The sequence below is a fragment of the Brevundimonas sp. AJA228-03 genome (assembly GCF_017795885.1).
Taxonomy (GTDB): Bacteria; Pseudomonadota; Alphaproteobacteria; order Caulobacterales; family Caulobacteraceae; genus Brevundimonas.
Genome location: NZ_CP059297.1, coordinates 1,086,066 through 1,105,453 on the forward strand (window position 1 = coordinate 1,086,066; position 19,388 = coordinate 1,105,453).

At 66.3% G+C, this 19,388-nt stretch carries 18 protein-coding genes; 10 read left to right on the plus strand and 8 right to left on the minus strand.

Features of this window, described 5'->3' with window-relative positions; genetic code table 11:
- Nucleotides 1-15: 15 nt before the first annotated feature.
- From gspG to gspD, 5 genes are read left to right on the plus strand one after another with little or no spacing between them, the layout of a single operon-like run.
- Entirely contained in the window at nucleotides 16-480 is a 465-nt protein-coding gene (gene gspG / locus HZ989_RS05340; RefSeq protein WP_209322594.1) for a type II secretion system major pseudopilin GspG, read from the plus strand.
- On the plus strand, nucleotides 480-971 hold the full coding sequence (locus HZ989_RS05345; protein WP_209322595.1) for a GspH/FimT family pseudopilin: 492 nt from the start codon (nucleotides 480-482) through the stop codon (nucleotides 969-971). Before gspG ends, HZ989_RS05345 begins: the two co-directional genes overlap by 1 nt.
- Nucleotides 968-1,336 carry a type II secretion system minor pseudopilin GspI gene (gene gspI / locus HZ989_RS05350; RefSeq protein WP_209322596.1) on the plus strand — a complete coding sequence of 123 codons (369 nt, stop codon included), beginning with the start codon at nucleotides 968-970 and terminating at the stop codon, nucleotides 1,334-1,336. The genes HZ989_RS05345 and gspI overlap by 4 nt, the downstream gene beginning before the upstream one ends.
- The gene (locus tag HZ989_RS05355) at nucleotides 1,333-2,232 is read left to right on the plus strand and encodes a type II secretion system protein N (RefSeq protein WP_209322597.1); all 900 of its coding nucleotides are present in this window, start codon (nucleotides 1,333-1,335) and stop codon (nucleotides 2,230-2,232) included. The genes gspI and HZ989_RS05355 overlap by 4 nt, the downstream gene beginning before the upstream one ends.
- A gap of 9 nt (nucleotides 2,233-2,241) precedes the next feature.
- Complete coding sequence (gspD, locus tag HZ989_RS05360) at nucleotides 2,242-4,311, plus strand: type II secretion system secretin GspD (RefSeq protein WP_209322598.1); 2,070 nt, start codon at nucleotides 2,242-2,244, stop codon at nucleotides 4,309-4,311.
- Here gspD and HZ989_RS05365 read toward each other — a convergent pair.
- The 4 genes from HZ989_RS05365 to HZ989_RS05380 form a co-directional block, all read right to left on the minus strand.
- Entirely contained in the window at nucleotides 4,308-5,021 is a 714-nt protein-coding gene (locus HZ989_RS05365) for a hypothetical protein (protein WP_209322599.1), read from the minus strand. The two genes, gspD and HZ989_RS05365, sit on opposite strands and share 4 nt — an antisense overlap.
- Nucleotides 5,022-5,175: 154 nt before the next feature.
- Entirely contained in the window at nucleotides 5,176-7,824 is a 2,649-nt protein-coding gene (locus HZ989_RS05370; protein ID WP_209322600.1) for a TonB-dependent receptor domain-containing protein, read from the minus strand.
- Between the two features lie 79 nt (nucleotides 7,825-7,903).
- Nucleotides 7,904-9,424, minus strand: coding sequence for a hypothetical protein (locus HZ989_RS05375; RefSeq protein WP_209322601.1), 1,521 nt, complete (start codon nucleotides 9,422-9,424; stop codon nucleotides 7,904-7,906).
- 259 nt (nucleotides 9,425-9,683) lie between these two features.
- On the minus strand, nucleotides 9,684-10,514 hold the full coding sequence (locus HZ989_RS05380; protein ID WP_209322602.1) for a general secretion pathway protein GspK: 831 nt from the start codon (nucleotides 10,512-10,514) through the stop codon (nucleotides 9,684-9,686).
- A gap of 259 nt (nucleotides 10,515-10,773) precedes the next feature.
- Here HZ989_RS05380 and HZ989_RS05385 point away from each other — a divergent pair, with 259 nt between their 5' ends.
- A complete protein-coding gene (locus HZ989_RS05385; protein WP_209322603.1) occupies nucleotides 10,774-11,052 on the plus strand; it encodes a hypothetical protein in 279 nt (92 codons plus the stop codon).
- On the opposite strand, the gene manD is transcribed toward HZ989_RS05385, so the two are convergent.
- Together manD and HZ989_RS05395 are read right to left on the minus strand one after the other, a co-directional pair.
- Complete coding sequence (gene manD, locus HZ989_RS05390) at nucleotides 11,042-12,310, minus strand: D-mannonate dehydratase ManD (protein ID WP_209322604.1); 1,269 nt, start codon at nucleotides 12,308-12,310, stop codon at nucleotides 11,042-11,044. The two genes, HZ989_RS05385 and manD, sit on opposite strands and share 11 nt — an antisense overlap.
- A 135-nt stretch (nucleotides 12,311-12,445) precedes the next feature.
- Nucleotides 12,446-12,916 (minus strand): hypothetical protein, encoded by a 471-nt coding sequence (locus HZ989_RS05395; RefSeq protein WP_209322605.1) that lies wholly within the window; start codon nucleotides 12,914-12,916, stop codon nucleotides 12,446-12,448.
- Between HZ989_RS05395 and HZ989_RS05400 the strand changes: the two genes are divergently transcribed.
- From HZ989_RS05400 to HZ989_RS05410, 3 genes are all read left to right on the plus strand, one after another.
- Nucleotides 12,903-13,709, plus strand: coding sequence for a helix-turn-helix domain-containing protein (locus HZ989_RS05400; RefSeq protein ID WP_245162467.1), 807 nt, complete (start codon nucleotides 12,903-12,905; stop codon nucleotides 13,707-13,709). The genes HZ989_RS05395 and HZ989_RS05400 overlap by 14 nt on opposite strands.
- A 96-nt stretch (nucleotides 13,710-13,805) precedes the next feature.
- Nucleotides 13,806-15,200 carry an oxygen-independent coproporphyrinogen III oxidase gene (gene hemN / locus HZ989_RS05405; RefSeq protein ID WP_209322606.1) on the plus strand — a complete coding sequence of 465 codons (1,395 nt, stop codon included), beginning with the start codon at nucleotides 13,806-13,808 and terminating at the stop codon, nucleotides 15,198-15,200.
- A gap of 103 nt (nucleotides 15,201-15,303) precedes the next feature.
- On the plus strand, nucleotides 15,304-15,966 hold the full coding sequence (locus tag HZ989_RS05410) for an OmpW family protein (protein WP_209323048.1): 663 nt from the start codon (nucleotides 15,304-15,306) through the stop codon (nucleotides 15,964-15,966).
- A gap of 160 nt (nucleotides 15,967-16,126) precedes the next feature.
- Here HZ989_RS05410 and hemA read toward each other — a convergent pair whose 3' ends face one another.
- Nucleotides 16,127-17,371, minus strand: coding sequence for a 5-aminolevulinate synthase (hemA, locus tag HZ989_RS05415; RefSeq protein WP_209322607.1), 1,245 nt, complete (start codon nucleotides 17,369-17,371; stop codon nucleotides 16,127-16,129).
- Nucleotides 17,371-17,631 carry a hypothetical protein gene (locus HZ989_RS05420; protein ID WP_209322608.1) on the minus strand — a complete coding sequence of 87 codons (261 nt, stop codon included), beginning with the start codon at nucleotides 17,629-17,631 and terminating at the stop codon, nucleotides 17,371-17,373. Before HZ989_RS05420 ends, hemA begins: the two co-directional genes overlap by 1 nt.
- 281 nt (nucleotides 17,632-17,912) lie before the next feature.
- On the opposite strand from HZ989_RS05420, the gene ccoN reads away from it, so the two are divergent.
- Nucleotides 17,913-19,388: a cytochrome-c oxidase, cbb3-type subunit I gene (ccoN, locus tag HZ989_RS05425; RefSeq protein ID WP_245162510.1), complete on the plus strand. Its 1,476-nt coding sequence runs from the start codon at nucleotides 17,913-17,915 to the stop codon at nucleotides 19,386-19,388.

Sequence of the window (19,388 nt, forward strand, 5' to 3'; positions counted from 1 at the left end):
ATGAGAAAAAGTGTCATGATTACTTTGTCAGAACGTCATCGAGCAGCGGCGCCACGCCGGGATCGCCGGGCGGGCCTGACGCTGGTCGAGATGATCGTGGTCCTGGCCATCATCGCTGTGGTGGCCGTCCTGATCGTGCCCAACGTCATCGGCCGTCCGGATCAGGCGCGGGTGACCGTAGCCAAGACGGATCTGAAGACGATCGCGACGGCGCTGCGGGTCTATCGACTGGACAATGGCGATTATCCGACCACGGAGCAAGGACTGAAGGCGCTGGTTACAAAGCCAACGTCGCCACCGGAACCGCTGTCCTATGCGGCCGACGGATACCTGCCGGAGGTGCCAACCGACCCGTGGGGCAAGGCCTATATCTATCGCAGTCCCGGCACGGGCGGGGCCTACGATCTTTTGTCCTATGGCAAGGACGGCAAGGAAGGCGGCGACGAGCTCGATGCCGACCTGAGCGACAAGACGCGCTGATGGTCCGTGTCGGGGGACACATCGACGGTCTTTGCAAGGCCCGCCGGTCGGGCATGACGCTGGTCGAGATCCTTGTCGTGCTGGCCATCGTCGGCGTGATGGCCGGGGTGGTGACCCTGGGTGTCGGGCTGGGCGACCGGGGCCTTGGCGTCGAGAGCGAGGCGAACCGGCTGGCTGACCGATTGAGGCTGGCCGCGGACGAGGTGCTGACCACGCGGCGTCCGCTGGAGCTGGCGTTCGACGCCGAGGGTTATGGCTTCGTTCGAGGCGATGGCCAGGCGGACCGTGTGGTGGATGCCCTGGCGGAACGGCACCGGTTGCCTGAAGGCGTCCGCATGACGGGGCTGGGCGTATCCTCCCCCGTGACGATCGATCCCGACGGCGCCCAGCCGGTCGCGGCCTTCGGTCTGGCCAGGGGCGACCAACGTTGGCGGGTCGAGTTCGACGGGTTGAACGCGGTGGCACGCCCGGTGGCGGATGCTGCAGCATGAAACGATCAGGCTATTCCCTGATGGAGGCGCTGGTGGCCCTGTTCATCCTGGCGATCGCGACCGTGGGTCTGACCCGTGCGACCCAGTCGCATGTCGACGGCGTGCGCGGGCTGGAGCAGCGGGTGGTGGCACAGTGGGTGGCAGAGAACCGGCTGGTGGAGCTCAACCTTGAAGGCACCGCGTCCTCGCCGGACGTCTCTACGGTGCGGATGATGGATCGCGACTGGTCGGTAAGGGTCGCGCGCCGGGCAACGGACGATCCCGATCTGGTGGCTGTCGACGTCACCGTGGGACCGGCCGGAACGACCCGGGATCTGGTCCGGCTGTCGGGCTTCGTCGATCGATTGTCGGGGCTGGCGTCGTGAGCCCGGACCGCAGGGACGAGATCGCGCTGAGGGTCGTCAGCGTCGTGGTTGTGGGTTCACTGGCCCTGGCCCTGGCCGGACTGACCTGGCGGCTGACGGGCTGGGACGACGGCCGGTCGGAAGTCGCTGTGGCTGAATCCCTGCCGCCGCCGGGCGCGCAGGCGGGCGGGGCCGATGCCGATGTGGCACGGATCGTCGGCCTGGCCCCGTTCGGGGGTGGAGCGCTTTCGGCAGGTGGCTTGCCGGCTTCCAGCCTTGGCCTGGTTCTGAAGGGCGTGCTGATGGCATTCCCGCCCGGCGCCTCCACAGCCCTGATTTCGTTCGGTGACGGGCCAGCGGCGATCTATGGTGTTGGCCAGTCCCCGACGGGAAATGCCGTGATCGAGGCCATCGGGGTCGATCATGTGATCCTGAAGGTCGGCGAAACACGGGAACGCCTCGACTTTCCCGTGCCGATCGTGGCTGCACCCCCGGAAGGGGCCGCAGCACCCGGGGCCGGGATCACGGTCGCTCCCGTCGGCACCACCCCGCTGTCGCCCCAGGCCCAGGCCGCCCTGGCCAGCGCGTCGCCAATCGCCACGGCGGCGACGGCCAGCGCCGCCCCACCGCGTGCGCCGGTCGCGTCGACCGGTCCCGCGCCGAATGTCGGACAGACCGCGGCCATGCTGGGGGCCACCGCCAGCGCCGGGGGCTATCGGATCGGGGCCAATCCCTCGGCCGAGCTGCGCCGCTTTGGCCTGCAGCCCGGAGATGTGATCGAGACCCTGAACGGCCAGGCCGTCGGCGATGCGGCCAGTGACCAGTCGCTGGTCAACCGCGCACGCGAGTCTGGTCAGGCCACCGTTGTCGTCGTTCGGGGCGGTCGTCGCCTGACCCTCAACCTTCCCCTTCGCTAGGAGCCCGGCGTGAAAAAAATCCTCCGCCTGTCCACGACGAGCCTCCTCGCCCTGACGCTGGTCGCGGGACCTGCGGCGCCCGTCACCATGGCGGCGACGACCGGAGGCCAGTCGGTCGCGCCCGTGCCCGTCGCCATGCAGGACGTGGTCATCAACATGCGCGGGGCCGACATCAAGGATGTGGCTGAACAGGTGTCGCGGATCACCGGCCGGACCCTGGTTCTGGACCCGCAGGTTCAGGGTCAGGTCAATGTCGTCTCGGCCGAGCCTCTGAGCCGCAACGGCGTGTGGGAGCTGTTCCTGTCGGTGCTGCGAACCTCGGGCTTCGCGGCCGTGCGCAGCGGCAACGTCTGGCGCGTCGTGCCCCAGGCCACTGTGGTCCAGAGCGGCGCATCCGAGACAGGGGCGGCCGTCTCGAACCAGCAGATCATCACCCGTCTGATCCGGCTGCGGAACCTGCCGAGCGACCAGGCGGTACGGGCGCTCCGGCCGCTTGTGTCCTCGTTCGGGGCGATCGAGGCGATCACCGAGCCGAATGGCGTGGTCGTGACCGACTATGCCGAGAACATCCGGCGCGTGCAGCAGCTGGCCTTGACGCTCGACAATGGCGGCGGATCCAGCTTCGACAGCATTGCCCTGCGGTACGCCAATGCGACGGAGGTCGCCGAGTCGGTCGGAGCCCTGCTGGGGTCGGACGCCGGCGGGCCACGCATAACGGCAGACGAGCGATCCAATGTGCTTTTGATACGGGGCGATGCTCCGGACCTGGCCCAGGCCCGGTCGATCGTCGCCGCGCTGGACACCCCCGGCGGGGCGACCCCGGTGACGCGGGTCGTGCGTCTGAGGAACTCGGACGCAGAATCCATCACGGAGATCGTGCGGGGATTGCTGGGGGGGGAGCCGTCAGCGACCAATCCGGTCGCGCGCTCGTTGCGCCAGGAGACGGGACTGGCCAGCCTGAGCGCCAACAATCGTGACGCAGCGGCCCAGGCGGCCAGCGCGATCTCGTCATCGGGCGAAGCAGGGGCGACCCCGCTGCCGTCTTCGTCGGGTTCGGCCAGCCGACCCGGTGCGTTCACTCTGGAAGGTGTCACGGTCCAGGCCTCGCCCGAGCTCAACGCCGTCGTCATGCGCGGCCCGCCGGCGACGGTCGAAATGCTGGAGGATGTGATCAGCCAGCTGGACCTGCGCCGCGCCCAGGTGAAGATCGAGGTCGCCATCGTCGAGATCACCGGCGAACTGGGCGAACAGATCGGGGCACAGCTGGCCGTCGGCGGTGCCGTGCCCGACGAGGGCCTTGTTGGTGGTACCAGCTTCTCGAACGCCGGCAACGACCTGGGGATCGTACTGACGGCCCTGGGCTATCCGACGGGTCGCCTGCTGGGGCAAGGGCTGTCTCTGGCGGCGGGTTCTGAAGGCGATTTCGGGCTGCTGCTCCAGGCCCTGGGGACCAACAGCGCCGCCAACCTGCTGTCCGCCCCCAGCGTCACAGTGCTGGACAACGATCCGGCCGAGATCGTGGTCGGTCAGAACGTCCCGTTCCGGACCGGCAGCTTTGCCACGGATGGTAACTCCACCAATCCCTTTACGACCATCAGCCGCGAGGACGTTGGCCTGACGCTCCGGGTCATTCCGCGCGTGCACGAGGGGGGCGTGGTCAAGCTGGAGGTCAGCCAGGAGGTCTCGTCGCTGGTCACAACCAATGTGGCGGGGGCGGCGGACCTGGTGACCAACCGGCGCAGCATCCAGACCTCGGCCCTCGCCGACGATGGACAGACCATCGTTCTGGGCGGGCTCGTGGTCGACGACCGGATGTCGAACAACAGCCGGGTGCCCGGACTCAGCAGCATCCCCCTGGTCGGCAACGCCTTCCGCTCGCGCCGCGACAGCCAGACGCGCCGGACGCTGTTCATTTTCCTCAAGCCGACGATCCTGAGGACCAGTGAGGATGTGGCCGCCTCGGCGCGCGAGAGCTTCGATCGATTGAGGGCAAACGAACCGGTTCGGGTCGATCCGACCCGGCCCCCGCCGATCGCTCGCGACCCACGCCTGCCGAACGAAGTCGACGACGTCTTCTAGACTGGATGCCGCGTCTCGAAGCTGGGAATGACAAGATCGATATCCGCATCGGCCGTCTCGACCGACGGCTCCCTGTGTTCACGCTGGTCCGCCAGGCGCAGGACGGGCGGCAAGGTCGGTTCAGGTGTCGCGCTGCGGCGATAGACGGCCTGCCCACCGAACAGGGCCGCTGCCCCGGCAAAGGCTCCTGCGAAGAACAGCAGCATGGCACCCATAGCCCCATCCCACCATCGGGCGCGGCCATAGACCGGAACGGGCGAGGCCTCGGACGCAGCGCGGGCCGGCCCTGCCGATGCAGTCGGTGACGGCAGGGCCATCAGCACCCCGCCCCGGGCGATCAGTATGGGCGCGTTCATGCGGGGTACCAGTGTGTAGACGCCCGGCCGCATGCGGATCAGGGCGATGTCCTGGTCCAGTAAGGCCGAGCCGAAATCCTGCAGCAGGGCCGGGCCGGAATATTGGCCATCGGCGGAAAAGGTCACAACGCCCGTCGGGGTCGCCGGATCGATATCGAGCTCGTATCCCAAAGCCGAAACGACCACGTCCTGTGCGGCCTCTGCGGCCGGCGTCTCGTTGAAGCTGAAGACATAGAACTGCACCGGTTCGGCGGCTGTCGAAACGATGGGCGTCGCTGCCGACGACTGTGCCAGTGCTGCGGCCGGGGCCAGCATCAGGGTCAGGAAGAGCAATCCGGATGCGCGGGTCAGCATGGGGTGTTCAATACCACGCGGTGGCGTGCCCCTCCATGACCTCTGGAATGCGTGAAGACGGCAGCCCGGGGGCAGGCAGGGTTCGCGGTGGCAGAAAGAAACGGCCGCCCTCCGTGGAGAGAGCGGCCGTCGGACGTACAGACGTCTTGCTGGTCTAGAAGCGGGCGGTCAGGCTGACCGACGCGCTACGGCCCAGCTCGTACTTGTTGATGCTGATCCGGCTGCTGCCCAGCTCCTGGAACTCGTCATAGTCGGTCCGCAGCAGGTTGCGGAGCTCGAGCGCGAAGCCCAGCTCGCGCCCCGCCGCCGTGAAGTCCTTGCGGTACACGAAGTCGAGGAACACGCCCGGATCCTGGATCAGGTCGGGGTTGCCGGCGATGCCGCGGGCGGAAATCCGCTCGGACACATAGTTGACGATGATCGTCGCCTGGGACCGGTCCGTGTCGTCCTCCCAACCCAGTTGCAGGTTGGCGACGTGCTCGGACTGGCCCTGGAGACGGGCACCGTCGGTCAGCAGGTTCGTCGCCCTCTCGCCAACGCCGAGGTTCTGTTCGGTGCGGATACGGTCGCCCGATCCGACCTGGATCTCGGAGTCCGAGAAGGTGTAGTTGGCCTGGACCAGCCAGCGCTTGTTGGCGATGAAGGACATGCCGTTGTCGGGGAACTCGAAATATTTCTTGCCCTCGACTTCCACGCCCATGATCGTGGCCCCCGGCGCGTTCAGGAAGGTCTGCTGGATGCCTTCGCCGCCCTGGATGGCGCTGGTTTCGACCGGATTGGACATGTCCTTGTAGAACAGGCCGCCGGTCAGATACTGCTGACGGGCGAAATACCACTCCAAACGGGCGTCGACGTTGATCAGCTGGGTATCGCGCAGATAGCGATTGCCGATGAAGGTCCGGTCGGACTCGGTGTCCGTATAGGCCTGGGGGGCCAGTTCGCGGAACTGGGGACGGCCGATGGTCTTGGACGCCCCGACCCGAAGTTGCAGGTCTTCGGCGAAGTTCCAGGTGACCGTGGCGGCCGGCAACCAGTAGGATTTCGCGAGCGACGATCCGATGGCGCGCGAGCCGGTGAACTGATCGACCAGGACCACGTCCTGCTGCGCATCCTCGTAGCGCCAGCCGGCCGTGATGTTGACCAGGGGGATGACCTCGGCCTCGACCTGGGCATAGGCGGCGTTGACCTGGAGCTCGCCTTCATAGGCGCCGTTCGCCACTGTGTCTTCCGACAGGGTGATGTACTGGCCGATGTTGAAGTCCGAGAACAGATAGTCGACCCGCGACTCCAGCTGGTCGGTGCTGAGGGTTGAGATGGGCGCGAAGCGCAGATCCCGGCGCTCGGAGGTGCGGTTGTTGTCGGAGGACGAGACGCCGACCGAGAATTTGGCCTCGCGGAAATCCGAGAGCGGCAGGGTATAGCTGAGGTCCGCGCCGCCCGAGACGACGTCGTCATCCAGGGTGCTGAACGAGATGTTCGGATTGGTTCCGACATTGTGCGACAGGTTCCCGGCCGCGTTCCGGCCATAGCCGAACCGGGTCTCGTACGGCGCGTCGCGGGTCGTCTTCGCATAGGCGGCGCGCCAGTTGAACTCGATGCGGTCCGTCAGCGTGTGTCCGCCGGCCAGCTGGCTGGAGAACAGTTCGCGCTGAAACCACTCGGTATTGTCGGTGCGCAGGAAGCCGCTGGAGTCCTGGATGCCCTGCGTCGACCGGGCCTCCTTGGTCACGTTGCGAACGTAGAGGTTGGTCCACTTCAACGTGTTGAACTCGTTCGTCAGGCTGAAGGCTCCCAGTGCGTTCAGCTTGATGTCGTTCTGGTTGGAACGGAAATCGTAGTCGTTGCCGACCACCAGGCGGCGGTTGTCGATCCGGCCGGTCTGACGCACGCCCTCACGGCCACGCCAGCTGTTGTCGTACCCTGCGACGAGCAGGGCCCCCAGGGTGCCCAGACCCGTCTCGGTCGAGGCTCCCGTGGTGACGCGGAAGCTGCCGTTGATCGGCGTGGTCTCTTCCTGGAGCAGACGCAGCGGGGCGTTCTCCAGCGACCGGGCGATCCGGGCGATTTCGGCGCGGGTGTAGTTGGAGGACACGATGCGCTTGCCCGACCGGAAGGCCAGGGCCAGTTCGCCGGGCACTTCACGGGTGCCGTCGTCGAAGCCGAGGAAGTCGGTGCGTGATCCGAAATAGATCAGGCCGTCCTGACCGGTCGTCTCGGTGTTGCCACCGATCGAGGCGGTCATGTTGAAGAAGGGCTCGTTGGGCGTATCGACCGTATTCAGGTCGATCACGCCACCGCCGAACTCGCCGGGGAAGTTGACGGAATAGGTCTTCTGGACGGTGACGCCTTCCAGGATCTCGGCCGGGAACAGGTCCAGCGGCACGACGCGCTGCAGCGGCTCGGGGCTGGGCAGGGGCGACCCGTTCAGCAGGGCGGACGAATAGCGCTCGCCAAGACCACGGACGTAGATGAAGCGTCCCTCGACGATCGACAGGCCCGTGACGCGCGTCAGGGCCTCGGCGGCATTGGCGTCGCCCGTGCGCTCCAGGTCTTCAGAGGTCAGGAAGGCCGCGACTTCGGGGCTCTGGCGGTTCGGCTCGGGAATGTAGCGACCCAGAACGACGATCTCGTCGAGCTGGTTTTCCTCCGGCTCGGCGTCCTGCGCCTCTTCGGCCGGGGTCTGGGTGGTCGGGCCCGGGGCCTCGACGGGTGTTGGGGTCGATTGAGCGTATGCCAGGCCCGGCGCGATCAGCGCGCTGGTGGCCAGGAGAACCCCGCTCAGGGTCAGAGTGACGGTCTTCATGATCTGCGCCTTGAAGGGGATGTGAAGGAGAAGCGAAAACGGGCGGCGTCCGGTCGTGAACGCCGCCCGGCCTTCACGATCAGCAGTTGGAGCCGGCTGCGAAACCGCAGGTCCAGCCCAGGTACCAGGTGTCCGCCGCGTTCCGGACGGCACCGATGTAGGTCACGGCCTGGAAGTAGGCGTTGACGGCCGGAGCCGGGGTCACCGTGACAGCGTTTTCGGTCGCGCCGTTGATGAAGGTCAGGCTCTGGTTGGTGATCGTCGCACCGGCCGGAGCCGTCAGCGTGGGCGTGTAGGCGGAGTTGTTATTGATGTTGGTGCCCGTGATGAACACGGCAGCCGTGGCGGCAGCGTTCACGTTGGTGTCGTCTTCGTAGGGACGGGCGCAGGAGAAGACCACCGAGCGGAAGATCGGGTTGTTCGCGACCGTCTGGGCGTCGTCGATGTCCAGGCAGGCGGCGGCCGAGGTCGACGGGTTGGTGAAGACCGAGTTGATGATGGTCGGGTTGGTGCCCGTGTTCAGCACGATCAGGCTGTCGGCGGCGACGGCGGCGTTGCGGCCGACGACAGTCAGGTTCGAGATCTTCGGAGCCGAGAAATAGGCCGTGCCCGAGGGTGCGGCGGACCATTCCAGACCGCGGCTGCCCGAGGTCGGGATGGTCGGACGCTGGGTCACGATGGCGAACTGGATCGCGCCGCGCCAGCCGGTGTCGGTGTCCAGGGCGTCGTCGTCGGCCCCCGTGATGACCAGGTTCCGCAGATTGACGTTACCACCGAAGATCTCGATGCCGTCATCCGAAGAGTTGTAGGACTGGAAGAACTCGATCGTCGTGCCCGAACCGACGCCGGCCAGGGTCAGCGACTGCAGTTCCACGTTGTTGAACAGCGGGAAGCCCGAATATTTGATCTGGAAATAGCGCATCCGGCCCGAATCGTCGGTCGCGATGTTGCCGCCGTGCAGGACGTCGGGCGTGCCTTCGGTCACAGCTACGCACGCCTCGTTCGGCGCAGTGACGCCGGTCGGGCAGTTGGCGATTGGCGCGCGGCCGGCGATCAGGACGCCGCCCCACTGCTGCTGCGAGGAATTGTTGTTGCGGCCCTCGATATCGTCGGCGCTGGTGAAGATGATCGGGTTGGTCGCCGTGCCTTCGGCGAAGATCTTCGATCCGCGGTTGATCGCCAGATAGTCACCGGCGGCGCGGGCGAAGATCTTGACGCCCGGATCGATCGTCAGCTGGCCGGCGAGGCCGCCCGGAGCGGGGGTGGCAGGGTTGGCGCCGAGATCGATACCGACCTGGGTCTTGCCGCTGATGGCGTAGATCACGCCCGGCACGACCGAAAGCTGGAGGCTTCCGGTGATGGTGGCGGGCAGCTGACAGGCGCGCAGCGTGTTGTTGGCGACGGTGCCGATGTTGACGAGGCCCGTCGGGCAGCTGGTGGCGGGGACGCCATTGCCGGGCTGCGGAACAACCGGCGTGGTGGGCGTGGTCGGGGCGGTACCGAAGTCGCCTTCACCGGGGGAGGCCACCTCGGCGGATCCACAGGCGGCCAGCGCCATCACGGCCGCACCGGCCATCAGTACCTTGGTCAGACGAAGCATCGGGCATTCCTCGCGTTAAATGTGCGGGTCGCCACGCGTCCGAACGACATCGTCCCAGCAACCCCAGAGGCGGCTTTAAGGCCCGATTGCGATGGCTAGGTGACAGAAAATCGACGCTTTGTTACGGAACGTCCGGATACTGAAAATATATAGACAGACTCTTCATGCAGCTGTCGCGATTACGTCTTGATCGCCACCTGAATCGGCCCGCCCGAGCGGCACAACCGGACTATCGTGTCCCGGGGGCCGCAGGCGCGTCCTAAAGGCCCGGGGTTCGATCCGTGACGACGACATCGACGCCGCCCGCCGACGCCGTGCGCGTCAGGCGGCTGGTCATCACCTGCTCCACGTCCCCGACCGAGACGGCCGTGACGGTCCGAAAATGATCCGACGTGAAGCCCGTACCTTGCGGGGAACTCCCGACTGCCGCCAGGTCGGCCGGAACCAGATAGCCGACCCTCTTCCTCTGGACGATCAGTTCCCGGGCCCGATCCGGGTCGTTCAGCATCAGGGCCAGCAAGGGTTCCCCGACCGTATTCAGATTGATCTCCGCCTCCGGAGGCAGGATCGTCACGAATGGCCGAAGCCGCAGCAGGTCGGCGGTGGAAACGCCCGAGGCGATCAGCAATCGATCATCCGTCAGGGGACCCGCGATCCGCACGACCGTCGAGATCCGGACCAGGATTTCGGGCGCGACCCCCGCGGATGCGCCGATGCGCTGAAACAGGTCGATCGGCCCCGATTGGCCGCCTGCGAGGGCGTTGAGGTTGAAGCGGGCCTGCTCGTCCTCGATCGTCAGGGCGAAGCGTCCGCGTGGAATGGCGATCGACGTCTGCGACAGGGCCGCCCAGGGTTCGGCCAGATTGTCCGTGCCCGCCGCGACGATACCGTCGCGCCGCAGGCTCGTGATGGCCGACAGTTCGCCCGCGCGCGCATAGGCCGAAGCCTGGGCCACGTCTCTCAGACGCGCGCTGCGCTGCAATTCGATATCCTGTCCGGCGACCATGATGAGGACGGTGACGCTGGCCATGGCGACGACCAGCAGCACATTCAGCAGGATCATGCCTTCGCGGTCGGGCCGGCGTTCCATCGGATCGTCTCCTGACCCGGCGCACTAGACCCGGTGCCCTGCAGCGGCAAGCCCGACTTTCGGCCTGCGCGTCGGGTCCGCGCCTGCAAACGCCACAAGGGCCTTCGGCGAAGACGCGACTTTGACGGGGAAGGTGCGGGCGGTTGCCGTCAGGCCCCCGGGCTTCAGGTGAGGTGTTCAACCAGGCCCGAAACGCAGCCTGTGCTGAAGCGACCTCGGCGGGACCGGAATCCGGGGCGCCGTTACTGGCGAGGCCCAGGTGAACTTCACCGATACGATGATCCGCCCGTACGCCAACGAGATCGCGCAAGATGAGATCGCCGACGTCCGCTTCCTTCGTCAGGTGCCCGGCATCGTGACCGTGGCCCAGTCCGCCATCGACACCAGCGGCACCGATCCGAACGGAGCCTTCCCGAATGCTGCGCGTGCCGCATGTCTGGTCGGGCCGGGCATCGTCTTAACCCCCTTGCGTCGGACAGGGCCTTCCTGCCCCGTGGCTTCATCTTCGAGGATGACGACGGCCCGGCCTACCAATTGAACAGGGTCCCGTCTTCCAGGCGGTTCACCGGCAGATAGGCACGGCTGTAGGGATGGGTGGCGGCCAGCGTCTCGTCGAGATCCACGCCCAGCCCTGGTGCATCGCCCGGATGCAGCATGCCGTCCCGGAAAGCGTAGTCGTGCGGGAAGACGGCGTCCGTCTCGGGTGTATGACGCATGTATTCCTGCAGGCCGAAGTTCGGGATCGACATCCCGAAATGCAGGGCCGCGGCCATGGTTACGGGCGACAGGTCGGTGGCACCGTGACAACCGGTGCGGACGTGGTGCAGGTCGGCCAGGCTCGCAATCCGCCTGAGGTGGGTGATGCCCCCTGCGTGGACCACAGTCGCCCGCACGAAGTCGATCAGCCCCTCCTCGATCAGGGTCTTGCAGTCCCAGATGGAGGAGAAGATCTCGCCCACGGCCAGGGGAGTCGTTGTGTGCTGGCGGATGGTGCGGAAGGCGGCCTGGTTTTCGGCCGGGACGGCGTCCTCCAGCCAGAATGGACGGTAGGGTTCGAGGTCCTTGCCCAGCCGCCCGGCTTCGATCGGCGTCAGTCGGTGATGGACGTCGTGCAGCAGATGGATGTCCCGGCCCAGGGCCTCACGTGCGGCGTCGAACAGCGCGGGAACCGTCGTCATGTAGCGTTCGGTCGACCAGACGTTCTCGGTCGGAAGGTCGGCGTCAGCCGGCTCGTAGAACATCTTGTCGCGCGACACGCCGTAGGTGCTCTTCAGGCCCGGCACGCCGGACTGCAGCCGGATGGCGCGATACCCCAGGTCGCGATAGCGCAGGGCCTCGGCCACCGTCTCCTCAATGGTCGAGCCATTGGCGTGGCCATAGACCGTGACGCCGTCGCGACAGGCACCCCCGAGCAGCTGATACAGCGGCAGGCCCGCGATCTTCGCCTTGATGTCCCACAGGGCGACGTCGACAGCGGCTATGGCCGTCATGCCGACCGGGCCGCCACGCCAGTAGGCCCCGCGATAGAGGAACTGCCACATGTCCTCGATCCGGTGCGCATCCCTGCCGATCAACAGGGGTAAGATGTGAGCTTCCAGATAGGCCACGACGGCCATCTCGCGCCCGTTCAGCGTGGCGTCGCCGAGGCCACAGGTCCCGTCGGCGGTGGTGATCTTCAGGGTGACGAAGTTTCGGCCCGGACAGGTCACGATGACGCGCGCATCCGTGATGGTCGCCGTCGCGCGCGCGGGACGCGAAGGGATCTGGGGAATGGCGGCCGGTGAGCGATCGATCATGCGAAACTCAAGCAGTAGAGGGAATGGATCGGCGAAAATGGCCCGACCCTGAGAAGGAGATTACCACCGGGGCGGCATGACCACATCATGAACCGACCTTACCGCCTCGCTCGGACCGCCTCGAGCCATCAAGACTCAGAAGACGCTGTGAAGCTCTGCAACACTGGCTGCGCGCACGGCTTTGATTGTGTCAGCCGGTGTGGTCAGGAAGCGAACAGTGCGTAAGGTTTCGCACCCCTGGGCGCGGGCCCGTCGGAAGACCTCTTCCACCAGGGCGTCCGCGATCAGCTGGGGATTTGTCAGATCGAAAGCGACCAGTCGAAGGATCTGCAGGCTCGGCCGACCGCCCTGCACAACCAGAATACGATAGAGGATCAATCCGCAGGGACGTCCCGCACCGTTCCGGGCGAGAAGGACCCCACCGTCGACGGTTTCATCGGCAAGGGTCGCCAGCTCGTCGCGCAAAGCCCGCTCGTCGAATGGCGCATGACCGAGGCGGGCCAGGACGAGCCCGTCGGCCAACTCATTTGGCTCCATGGGTTTCACCACAATGGTCATCCGGTGAGTTTTGCCCCAATGTCGAAGCCCCGCATTGATCTCGCTCAAACAGTCGTTGGCCGGGCATACGCCGACGCCCTCGACGGACAAGGAGGACCTGAGCATGCTGGAGCTGAAGGCTCTCCCGGCCGGTTGCACGGACCGTCGGCGCAGCAATGCCTGCGACACCTGTGGTGCCCGTCCGTTCAGCGTCTGCGCCAGTATCGATGATGCCGATCTCAGCCGTCTCGATACGCTGGCCGAGCATCTGGTACTGAACGGTGGCGATACCCTGATCCGTGCCGATGATCCGGCCCGGCATGTGTTCAACATCACCTCAGGGTCAGTCCGGGTCTACCGGCTGCTGTCCGATGGCCGCCGACAGATCACCGGCTTCCTGTTCGCGGGCGACTTTCTGGGCCTCGCGACCGGCGATCTGTATGTGTTCTCGGCCGAAGCGATCGAACCGGTCACAGCCTGCAGGTTCCGCAAGACTGATTACCGGACGCTGATCCGCGAGACACCGGCGCTGGAGACCGCCCTTCTGGATCGGGCCAACCACGAGCTGGCGGCGGCGCAGAACCAGATCCTGCTGCTCGGGCGCAAGACCGCGCTCGAACGGGTCTCGACCTTCCTGCTGGAGATGCCGAACCACGACCCCGCGCGGCCGGGACCTTCGGGCCGTGTTCACCTGCCCATGACGCGCGCCGAGATCGCCGATTACCTCGGCCTGACGATCGAGACCGTCAGCCGGGTCTTCACCCGTCTGAAGACACAGGGCGTGATCCGGCTGATGTCGCTCACGGAAATCCGCATCGAACAGCCGGACAGGCTCCGCGCACTGGCAGACGGCGAGGCTTGATCACCACGGTTTGACCGAGGTCAAAGACCGTGCCCGGAGGCGGCTCTAGGCGGGCTGTGACGTCGGTCGCGGGGATCGACGCTACGGAGCCTGACCATGACCCTGGCACATGCCGTCTGCGGGGAGACGCAACGCGCGCTTCGGGCCGCGTCCCTGATCGGGCGATACGACGCCAATCTGCCTCGCTACACCAGTTACCCGACGGCAGCGCAGTTCATGCCTGATGTCGGACCCGGCGAGTGGGAGGAGTGGCTCGCTGTGGTACCGGCCGACGAAGCGGCCTCGCTCTACGTCCATATCCCGTTCTGCAGGACGCTCTGTTGGTACTGTGCCTGCAACACGCGCGCGGTCAATCGCTCCGCGACCATCCGAAGCTATATCGATCTGTTGATCGAGGAGGCGAGGTTGACGCAAGCGGCGCTGGGCAGACGTCAGCGCGTGGCCCGGCTGCATCTGGGCGGCGGTACGCCGAACATGGTGGCCACCGATGATCTCGACCGGCTCTTCGCCGGGCTTCGCGAGGCCTTTGCCTTCGTTTCAGAGCCCGAGATCGCGGCCGAACTCGACCCCTCAAGCCTGACCCGGACCTGGGTCCGCGCAGCGGCCCGCAACGGCCTCAGCCGGGCCAGCCTCGGCGTGCAGGATCTGTCGCCCCGCGTGCAGCAGGCGGTCAATCGCTTCGAACCGTTCGAGACGGTCTCCCGCGCCGCCGACTGGCTGAGCGCCGCCGACGTCGGATCGCTCAACCTGGACCTGATGTACGGGCTTCCGCTGCAGACCAGGGATGACCTGCTCACCACCCTCGACCAGGTAACGACCCTGAGGCCTGCGCGCATCGCGCTGTTCGGCTATGCGCATGTGCCCTGGCTGAAGCCGCATCAGAAGCTGATCAACGAAGCCGACCTGCCAGGACCCGCAGAACGATTCGCCCAGAGCCAGGCCGCCGCTGCCTATCTCACCGACGCCGGGTATCAGGCCGTAGGCCTCGATCATTTCGCCTTGCCAGAAGACAGCCTGGCGATCGCGGCGCGATCGGGCAGGCTGCATCGCAATTTCCAGGGCTATACGACCGATGATGCCGCGACCCTCATCGGGCTCGGCGCCTCTTCGATCGGGCGGACGACGACGGGCTATGCGCAGAACCACACGATCGAGCGCGACTGGCGCGCCGCCGTGACCGAGGGCCGGCTCCCTGTCGCGCGCGGGCTGGCCCTGACCCAGGACGACCGCCGCCGCGCCGAGGTCATCGAGCGGCTGATGTGTGATTTCTCCGTGAGCCTGGCGGAGATGGAGCGCTCGCAGGGTCCCGCGCCGGATCGGTTCTCGGCAGCCTTGACGCGACTGTCGCCGCTGGTCGCCGACGGCCTGGTCGTCTGCGAAAACGACCGCGTTTCGGTGACCGATCTGGGTCGACCCTTTGTGCGTCTGATCTGCGCCGCGTTCGACACATCGCTCGCTCCGGCCACCGGCAGACACGGGCGCATGATCTGAGGTTTGCGATAGGTCAAGGCGTCCGACCGGCACCCGGTTCACACCATCCGCGACGCCTCCAACCGGACGCATTCCGCGACCGGACCGCGTCGTGGACCTCAAGATGCGCTCGCACAACTCCCTCCGGATCGCCGCCCTCGGAACCGGCATCGCCCTCGCGGCGCTCGCCGCGCCCGCTTCCGCCCAGGACTGGCAAGTCGCCCGCAAGGGCGACTGGATCGTCACCGGCCGGATCACCGATGTGGCCTCCAGCGCCGACGATGCCATCACCACCGCCGCCGGTGCCGCCACAGGTCTGAATGTCGATGTGGGCGATGACGTCATGCCGACGCTCGGCTTTACCTACTTCCTGACCGACAATATCTCGGTCGAGGCGATTCTGGGCGCGACGCGCCATGAGATCCGGGCCCAGGGCGGCACAACCGATGTGGCGGTTCACGAGACCTGGGTGCTGCCGCCCGTGGTCACGCTCCAGTATCGTCCCGCACCGGAGGCGCGCGTCAGTCCGTATGCGGGTGCCGGTCTGAACTACATGCTGTTCTTCAGCGGCGAGGACAGGAACGGCTTCGACGTCAAGCTGGACGACGGCCTCGGCTATGCGCTTCAGGCAGGCGCGGACATTGCTGTTTCCGGCCCCTGGACCGTGAATGTCGACGTCAAGAAAGTCTGGTTCAACACCGATGCCACCATCAACGCCGCTACGCTGAAAAGCGACGTGAACCTCGATCCATGGGTCGTTTCGCTCGGTATCGGCCGCAAGTTCTGACCATGCCGGCGGCGGTCGTCTCCGACGGCCGTCGCCTGCGCGTCGCGCGTTCTTCGGTTGCGTTGACCCGCAGCCTCCGGGGAAGGAGAACACATACTTTCCCTTAGCCGCCCGGCCATGGGTGAAAGCCGACAGCGGGTCCACCTCAAACGATCAAGCTCTACGCCGCGACCGGCATCCGGGCGACGTTGCAGTGGGTCCACAGCCGGTCCATGGCCGTGACCAGGGCGTCCATCATGGCGTCGTCGTGGTTGGGCGAGGGGGTGAAGCGCAGGCGCTCGGTGCCCTTGGGCACAGTCGGATAGTTGATCGGCTGGACATAGATGCCGTGGTCTTCCAGCAGCATGTCCGAGATCATCTTGGCATGGACCGGATCGCCGACGAAGACCGGGACGATATGGCTCTCGGACGGCATGACCGGAATGCCGGCCTCGGCAAAGCGGCGCTTCAGGGTCGCGGCCCGTTCCTGATGGGCGTCGCGCAGTTCGGGGTGGGTCTTCAGGTGACGGACCGAGGCCAGGGCTCCCGCCGTCAGGGCCGGCGGCAGGGAGGTGGTGAAGATGAAGCCCGAGGCCCAGCTGCGGACCGCGTCCACGATCACGGCGTCGGCGGCGATATAGCCGCCCATCACGCCGATGGCCTTGCCCAGGGTGCATTCGACGATGTCGATGCCGTCCAGCACCCCGTCCCGCTCGGCCACGCCCGCCCCGGTCGCGCCGTACAGGCCGACGGCGTGGACCTCGTCCAGATAGGTCAGGGCCCCGTATTTCCGGGCCAGGGCGATGGTGCCTGCCAGGTCGGCGATGTCGCCGTCCATCGAATAGACGCTCTCGAACGCCACCAGCCTGGGCGCATCGGCCGGGGCCGCCGCCAGCAGGGTCTCCAGATGCACCAGGTCGTTGTGCCGGAAGACATGCCGCTCGCAGCCGCCGTTCCGGATGCCCGCGATCATCGAGGCATGGTTCAGGCTGTCGGAGAAGATGATCAGACCCGGCAGGATCTTCTGCAGCGTCGTCAACGTCGCCTCATTGGCCACATAGCCCGAGGTGAACAGAAGCGCCGCTTCTTTCCGGTGCCAGGCTGCCAGCTCGGCCTCCAGATCGACCGCCGAGCGCGTCGTGCCACTGATGTTGCGCGTGCCCCCGGCCCCGGCGCCCACGGCGTCCAGCTCGGCCGACATGGCCTCCAGCACGGCCGGGTGTTGGCCCATGCCGAGATAGTCGTTGGAGCACCAGATCACGCAGTCCTGCTCGGTCCCGTCCGCGCGACGCCGCACGGCCCGGGGGAACTGACCCCGCACCCGCTTCAGATCGGCAAAGACCCGATAGCGGCCCTCGTCCCTGACCTGATCGACAGCGGACTGGAATGCGGCGGTGTAGTCGAAACGACTCGTGGTGTCGCGCATCATGCCCTCGCTCCATGGACGGCATTGAAGCGCAGCAGTGACGTGCCGGCGGCAGCCGCTCCTAGGGTGGCCGTCCAGCAGGCGACGGCTCCGAAACAGGCCATGCAATGTCCGCTCGTCGGTCCGCAAAGCGTGGCGGTCATCGCCATGTGGTCCAGGGCCAGGACGGTCAGTGCCGAGGCGAGGCCGCCCAACGAACACGCCAGACCAAGCAGGCCGCCGGCGATGATTTTGCGTTCCAGGTCGTCAGTGATCGGCATCGGGGCCCTCCGCCGACCATAACATCCCGAACGTCGCCATTCTGCTTTGCGATAGATCAAAGCGGACGCCGCAGCGGTGCGGCAAAGCCCCCGGAGACAAGGGGGCGTGCATGCCGAATCGACCACAGACTGACGAACTCCAGTTCGGGGCCATCACGCTCTTCGTGACCCTCGGGGTGCTGACCGTCATCGCCCTTCTGGCGACGGCCTTCACCGACGACCCGGCATTCCGCTTCCACGGAACCATCCTGCTCATCGCCGGCGTGCTTTCGCTTGCGGCCATGACGCTGGGCATCAACAACGGACGGTTCCGAGCCGATCCCTTGCGCTACTCGGACGGCGTCATTCGCGCCGGGGTGATCGCCACCATGTTCTGGGGTGTCGTGGGAATGCTGGTCGGGGTGGTCATCGCCTCCCAGCTGTCCTGGCCGGACATCTTCTACTTCCCGGAAGCCGGCTGGCTGAACTTCGGCCGGTTGCGTCCGCTCCACACATCCGGCGTGATCTTCGCCTTCGGCGGAAACGCCCTGATCTGCACCTCCTTCTGGGTCGTGCAGCGGACCTGCCGGGCGCGCCTGGCAGGCGGCATGTGGCCGTGGTTCGTCTTCTGGGGCTACCAGCTGTTCATCGTCCTGGCGGCCACCGGCTATCTTGCGGGCATCACCCAGTCGCGCGAATACGCCGAGCCCGAGTGGTACGTCGACATCTGGCTGACCATTGTCTGGGTCGCCTATCTCCTGGTCTTCCTCGGCACGATCTGGAAGCGCAAGGAACCGCACATCTATGTGGCCAACTGGTTCTACCTGGCCTTCATCGTCACGGTCGCCCTGCTGCATCTGGTGAACAATGCCGCCGTTCCGGTGGGTCTGCTGGAAGCGCGCAGCTATTCGGTCTTCGCCGGTGTCCAGGACGCCCTCGTGCAGTGGTGGTACGGCCATAACGCCGTCGGCTTCTTCCTGACCGCCGGCTTTCTGGGAATAATGTACTATTTCGTGCCCAAACGGGTCGAACGGCCGGTCTATTCCTACCGCCTGTCGATCGTGCACTTCTGGTCACTGATCTTCATCTACATCTGGGCTGGCCCGCACCACCTGCACTACACCGCCCTGCCCCAGTGGGCGCAGACCCTGGGCATGACCTTCTCGATCATGCTGTGGATGCCGTCCTGGGGCGGGATGATCAACGGCCTGATGACCCTCTCGGGGGCGTGGGACAAGCTGCGCACCGATCCGGTGGTGCGGATGATGGTCGTGGCCATCGCCTTCTACGGCATGTCGACGTTCGAGGGGCCGCTTATGTCCATCCGGACGGTCAATGCCCTGTCCCACTATACCGACTGGACCATCGGACACGTCCACTCCGGGGCGCTGGGCTGGGTCGGCTTCATCAGCTTCGGCGCGATATACTGCCTGGTCCCCTGGCTCTGGAAGAAGGACCGTCTGTATTCGAACGCCCTGGTCGAGTGGCATTTCTGGATCGCGACCACCGGCATCGTTCTCTACATCACCGCGATGTGGGTCTCCGGCATCATGGAGGGCCTGATGTGGCGCGAGTACACGCCCGACGGCTACCTGGCCAACAGCTTCATCGAGACCGTCGCCGCCAAGCACATCGAGAACGTCATCCGCACCGTCGGCGGCCTGATGTTCCTGAGCGGCACGCTCATCATGTCCTACAACCTGTGGCGAACGATCCGCATGCCGTCCTCGGAGTCCTCCGAGACGGCGATCGCGCCGCACCTGCTGCCGGCCGAGTGA

What these genes read in the sequence shown, in the direction of transcription:
- gspG (WP_209322594.1), top strand. Translation starts at nt 16, where the DNA reads ATGATTACTTTGTCAGAACGTCATCGAGCAGCGGCGCCACGCCGGGAT.
- HZ989_RS05345 (WP_209322595.1), top strand. Translation starts at nt 480, where the DNA reads ATGGTCCGTGTCGGGGGACACATCGACGGTCTTTGCAAGGCCCGCCGG.
- gspI (WP_209322596.1), top strand. Translation starts at nt 968, where the DNA reads ATGAAACGATCAGGCTATTCCCTGATGGAGGCGCTGGTGGCCCTGTTC.
- HZ989_RS05365 (WP_209322599.1), bottom strand. Translation starts at nt 5,021, where the DNA reads ATGCTGACCCGCGCATCCGGATTGCTCTTCCTGACCCTGATGCTGGCC.
- HZ989_RS05370 (WP_209322600.1), bottom strand. Translation starts at nt 7,824, where the DNA reads ATGAAGACCGTCACTCTGACCCTGAGCGGGGTTCTCCTGGCCACCAGC.
- HZ989_RS05375 (WP_209322601.1), bottom strand. Translation starts at nt 9,424, where the DNA reads ATGCTTCGTCTGACCAAGGTACTGATGGCCGGTGCGGCCGTGATGGCG.
- HZ989_RS05380 (WP_209322602.1), bottom strand. Translation starts at nt 10,514, where the DNA reads ATGGAACGCCGGCCCGACCGCGAAGGCATGATCCTGCTGAATGTGCTG.
- manD (WP_209322604.1), bottom strand. Translation starts at nt 12,310, where the DNA reads ATGATCGATCGCTCACCGGCCGCCATTCCCCAGATCCCTTCGCGTCCC.
- hemN (WP_209322606.1), top strand. Translation starts at nt 13,806, where the DNA reads ATGACCCTGGCACATGCCGTCTGCGGGGAGACGCAACGCGCGCTTCGG.
- HZ989_RS05410 (WP_209323048.1), top strand. Translation starts at nt 15,304, where the DNA reads ATGCGCTCGCACAACTCCCTCCGGATCGCCGCCCTCGGAACCGGCATC.
- hemA (WP_209322607.1), bottom strand. Translation starts at nt 17,371, where the DNA reads ATGCGCGACACCACGAGTCGTTTCGACTACACCGCCGCATTCCAGTCC.
- HZ989_RS05420 (WP_209322608.1), bottom strand. Translation starts at nt 17,631, where the DNA reads ATGCCGATCACTGACGACCTGGAACGCAAAATCATCGCCGGCGGCCTG.
- ccoN (WP_245162510.1), top strand. Translation starts at nt 17,913, where the DNA reads ATGACGCTGGGCATCAACAACGGACGGTTCCGAGCCGATCCCTTGCGC.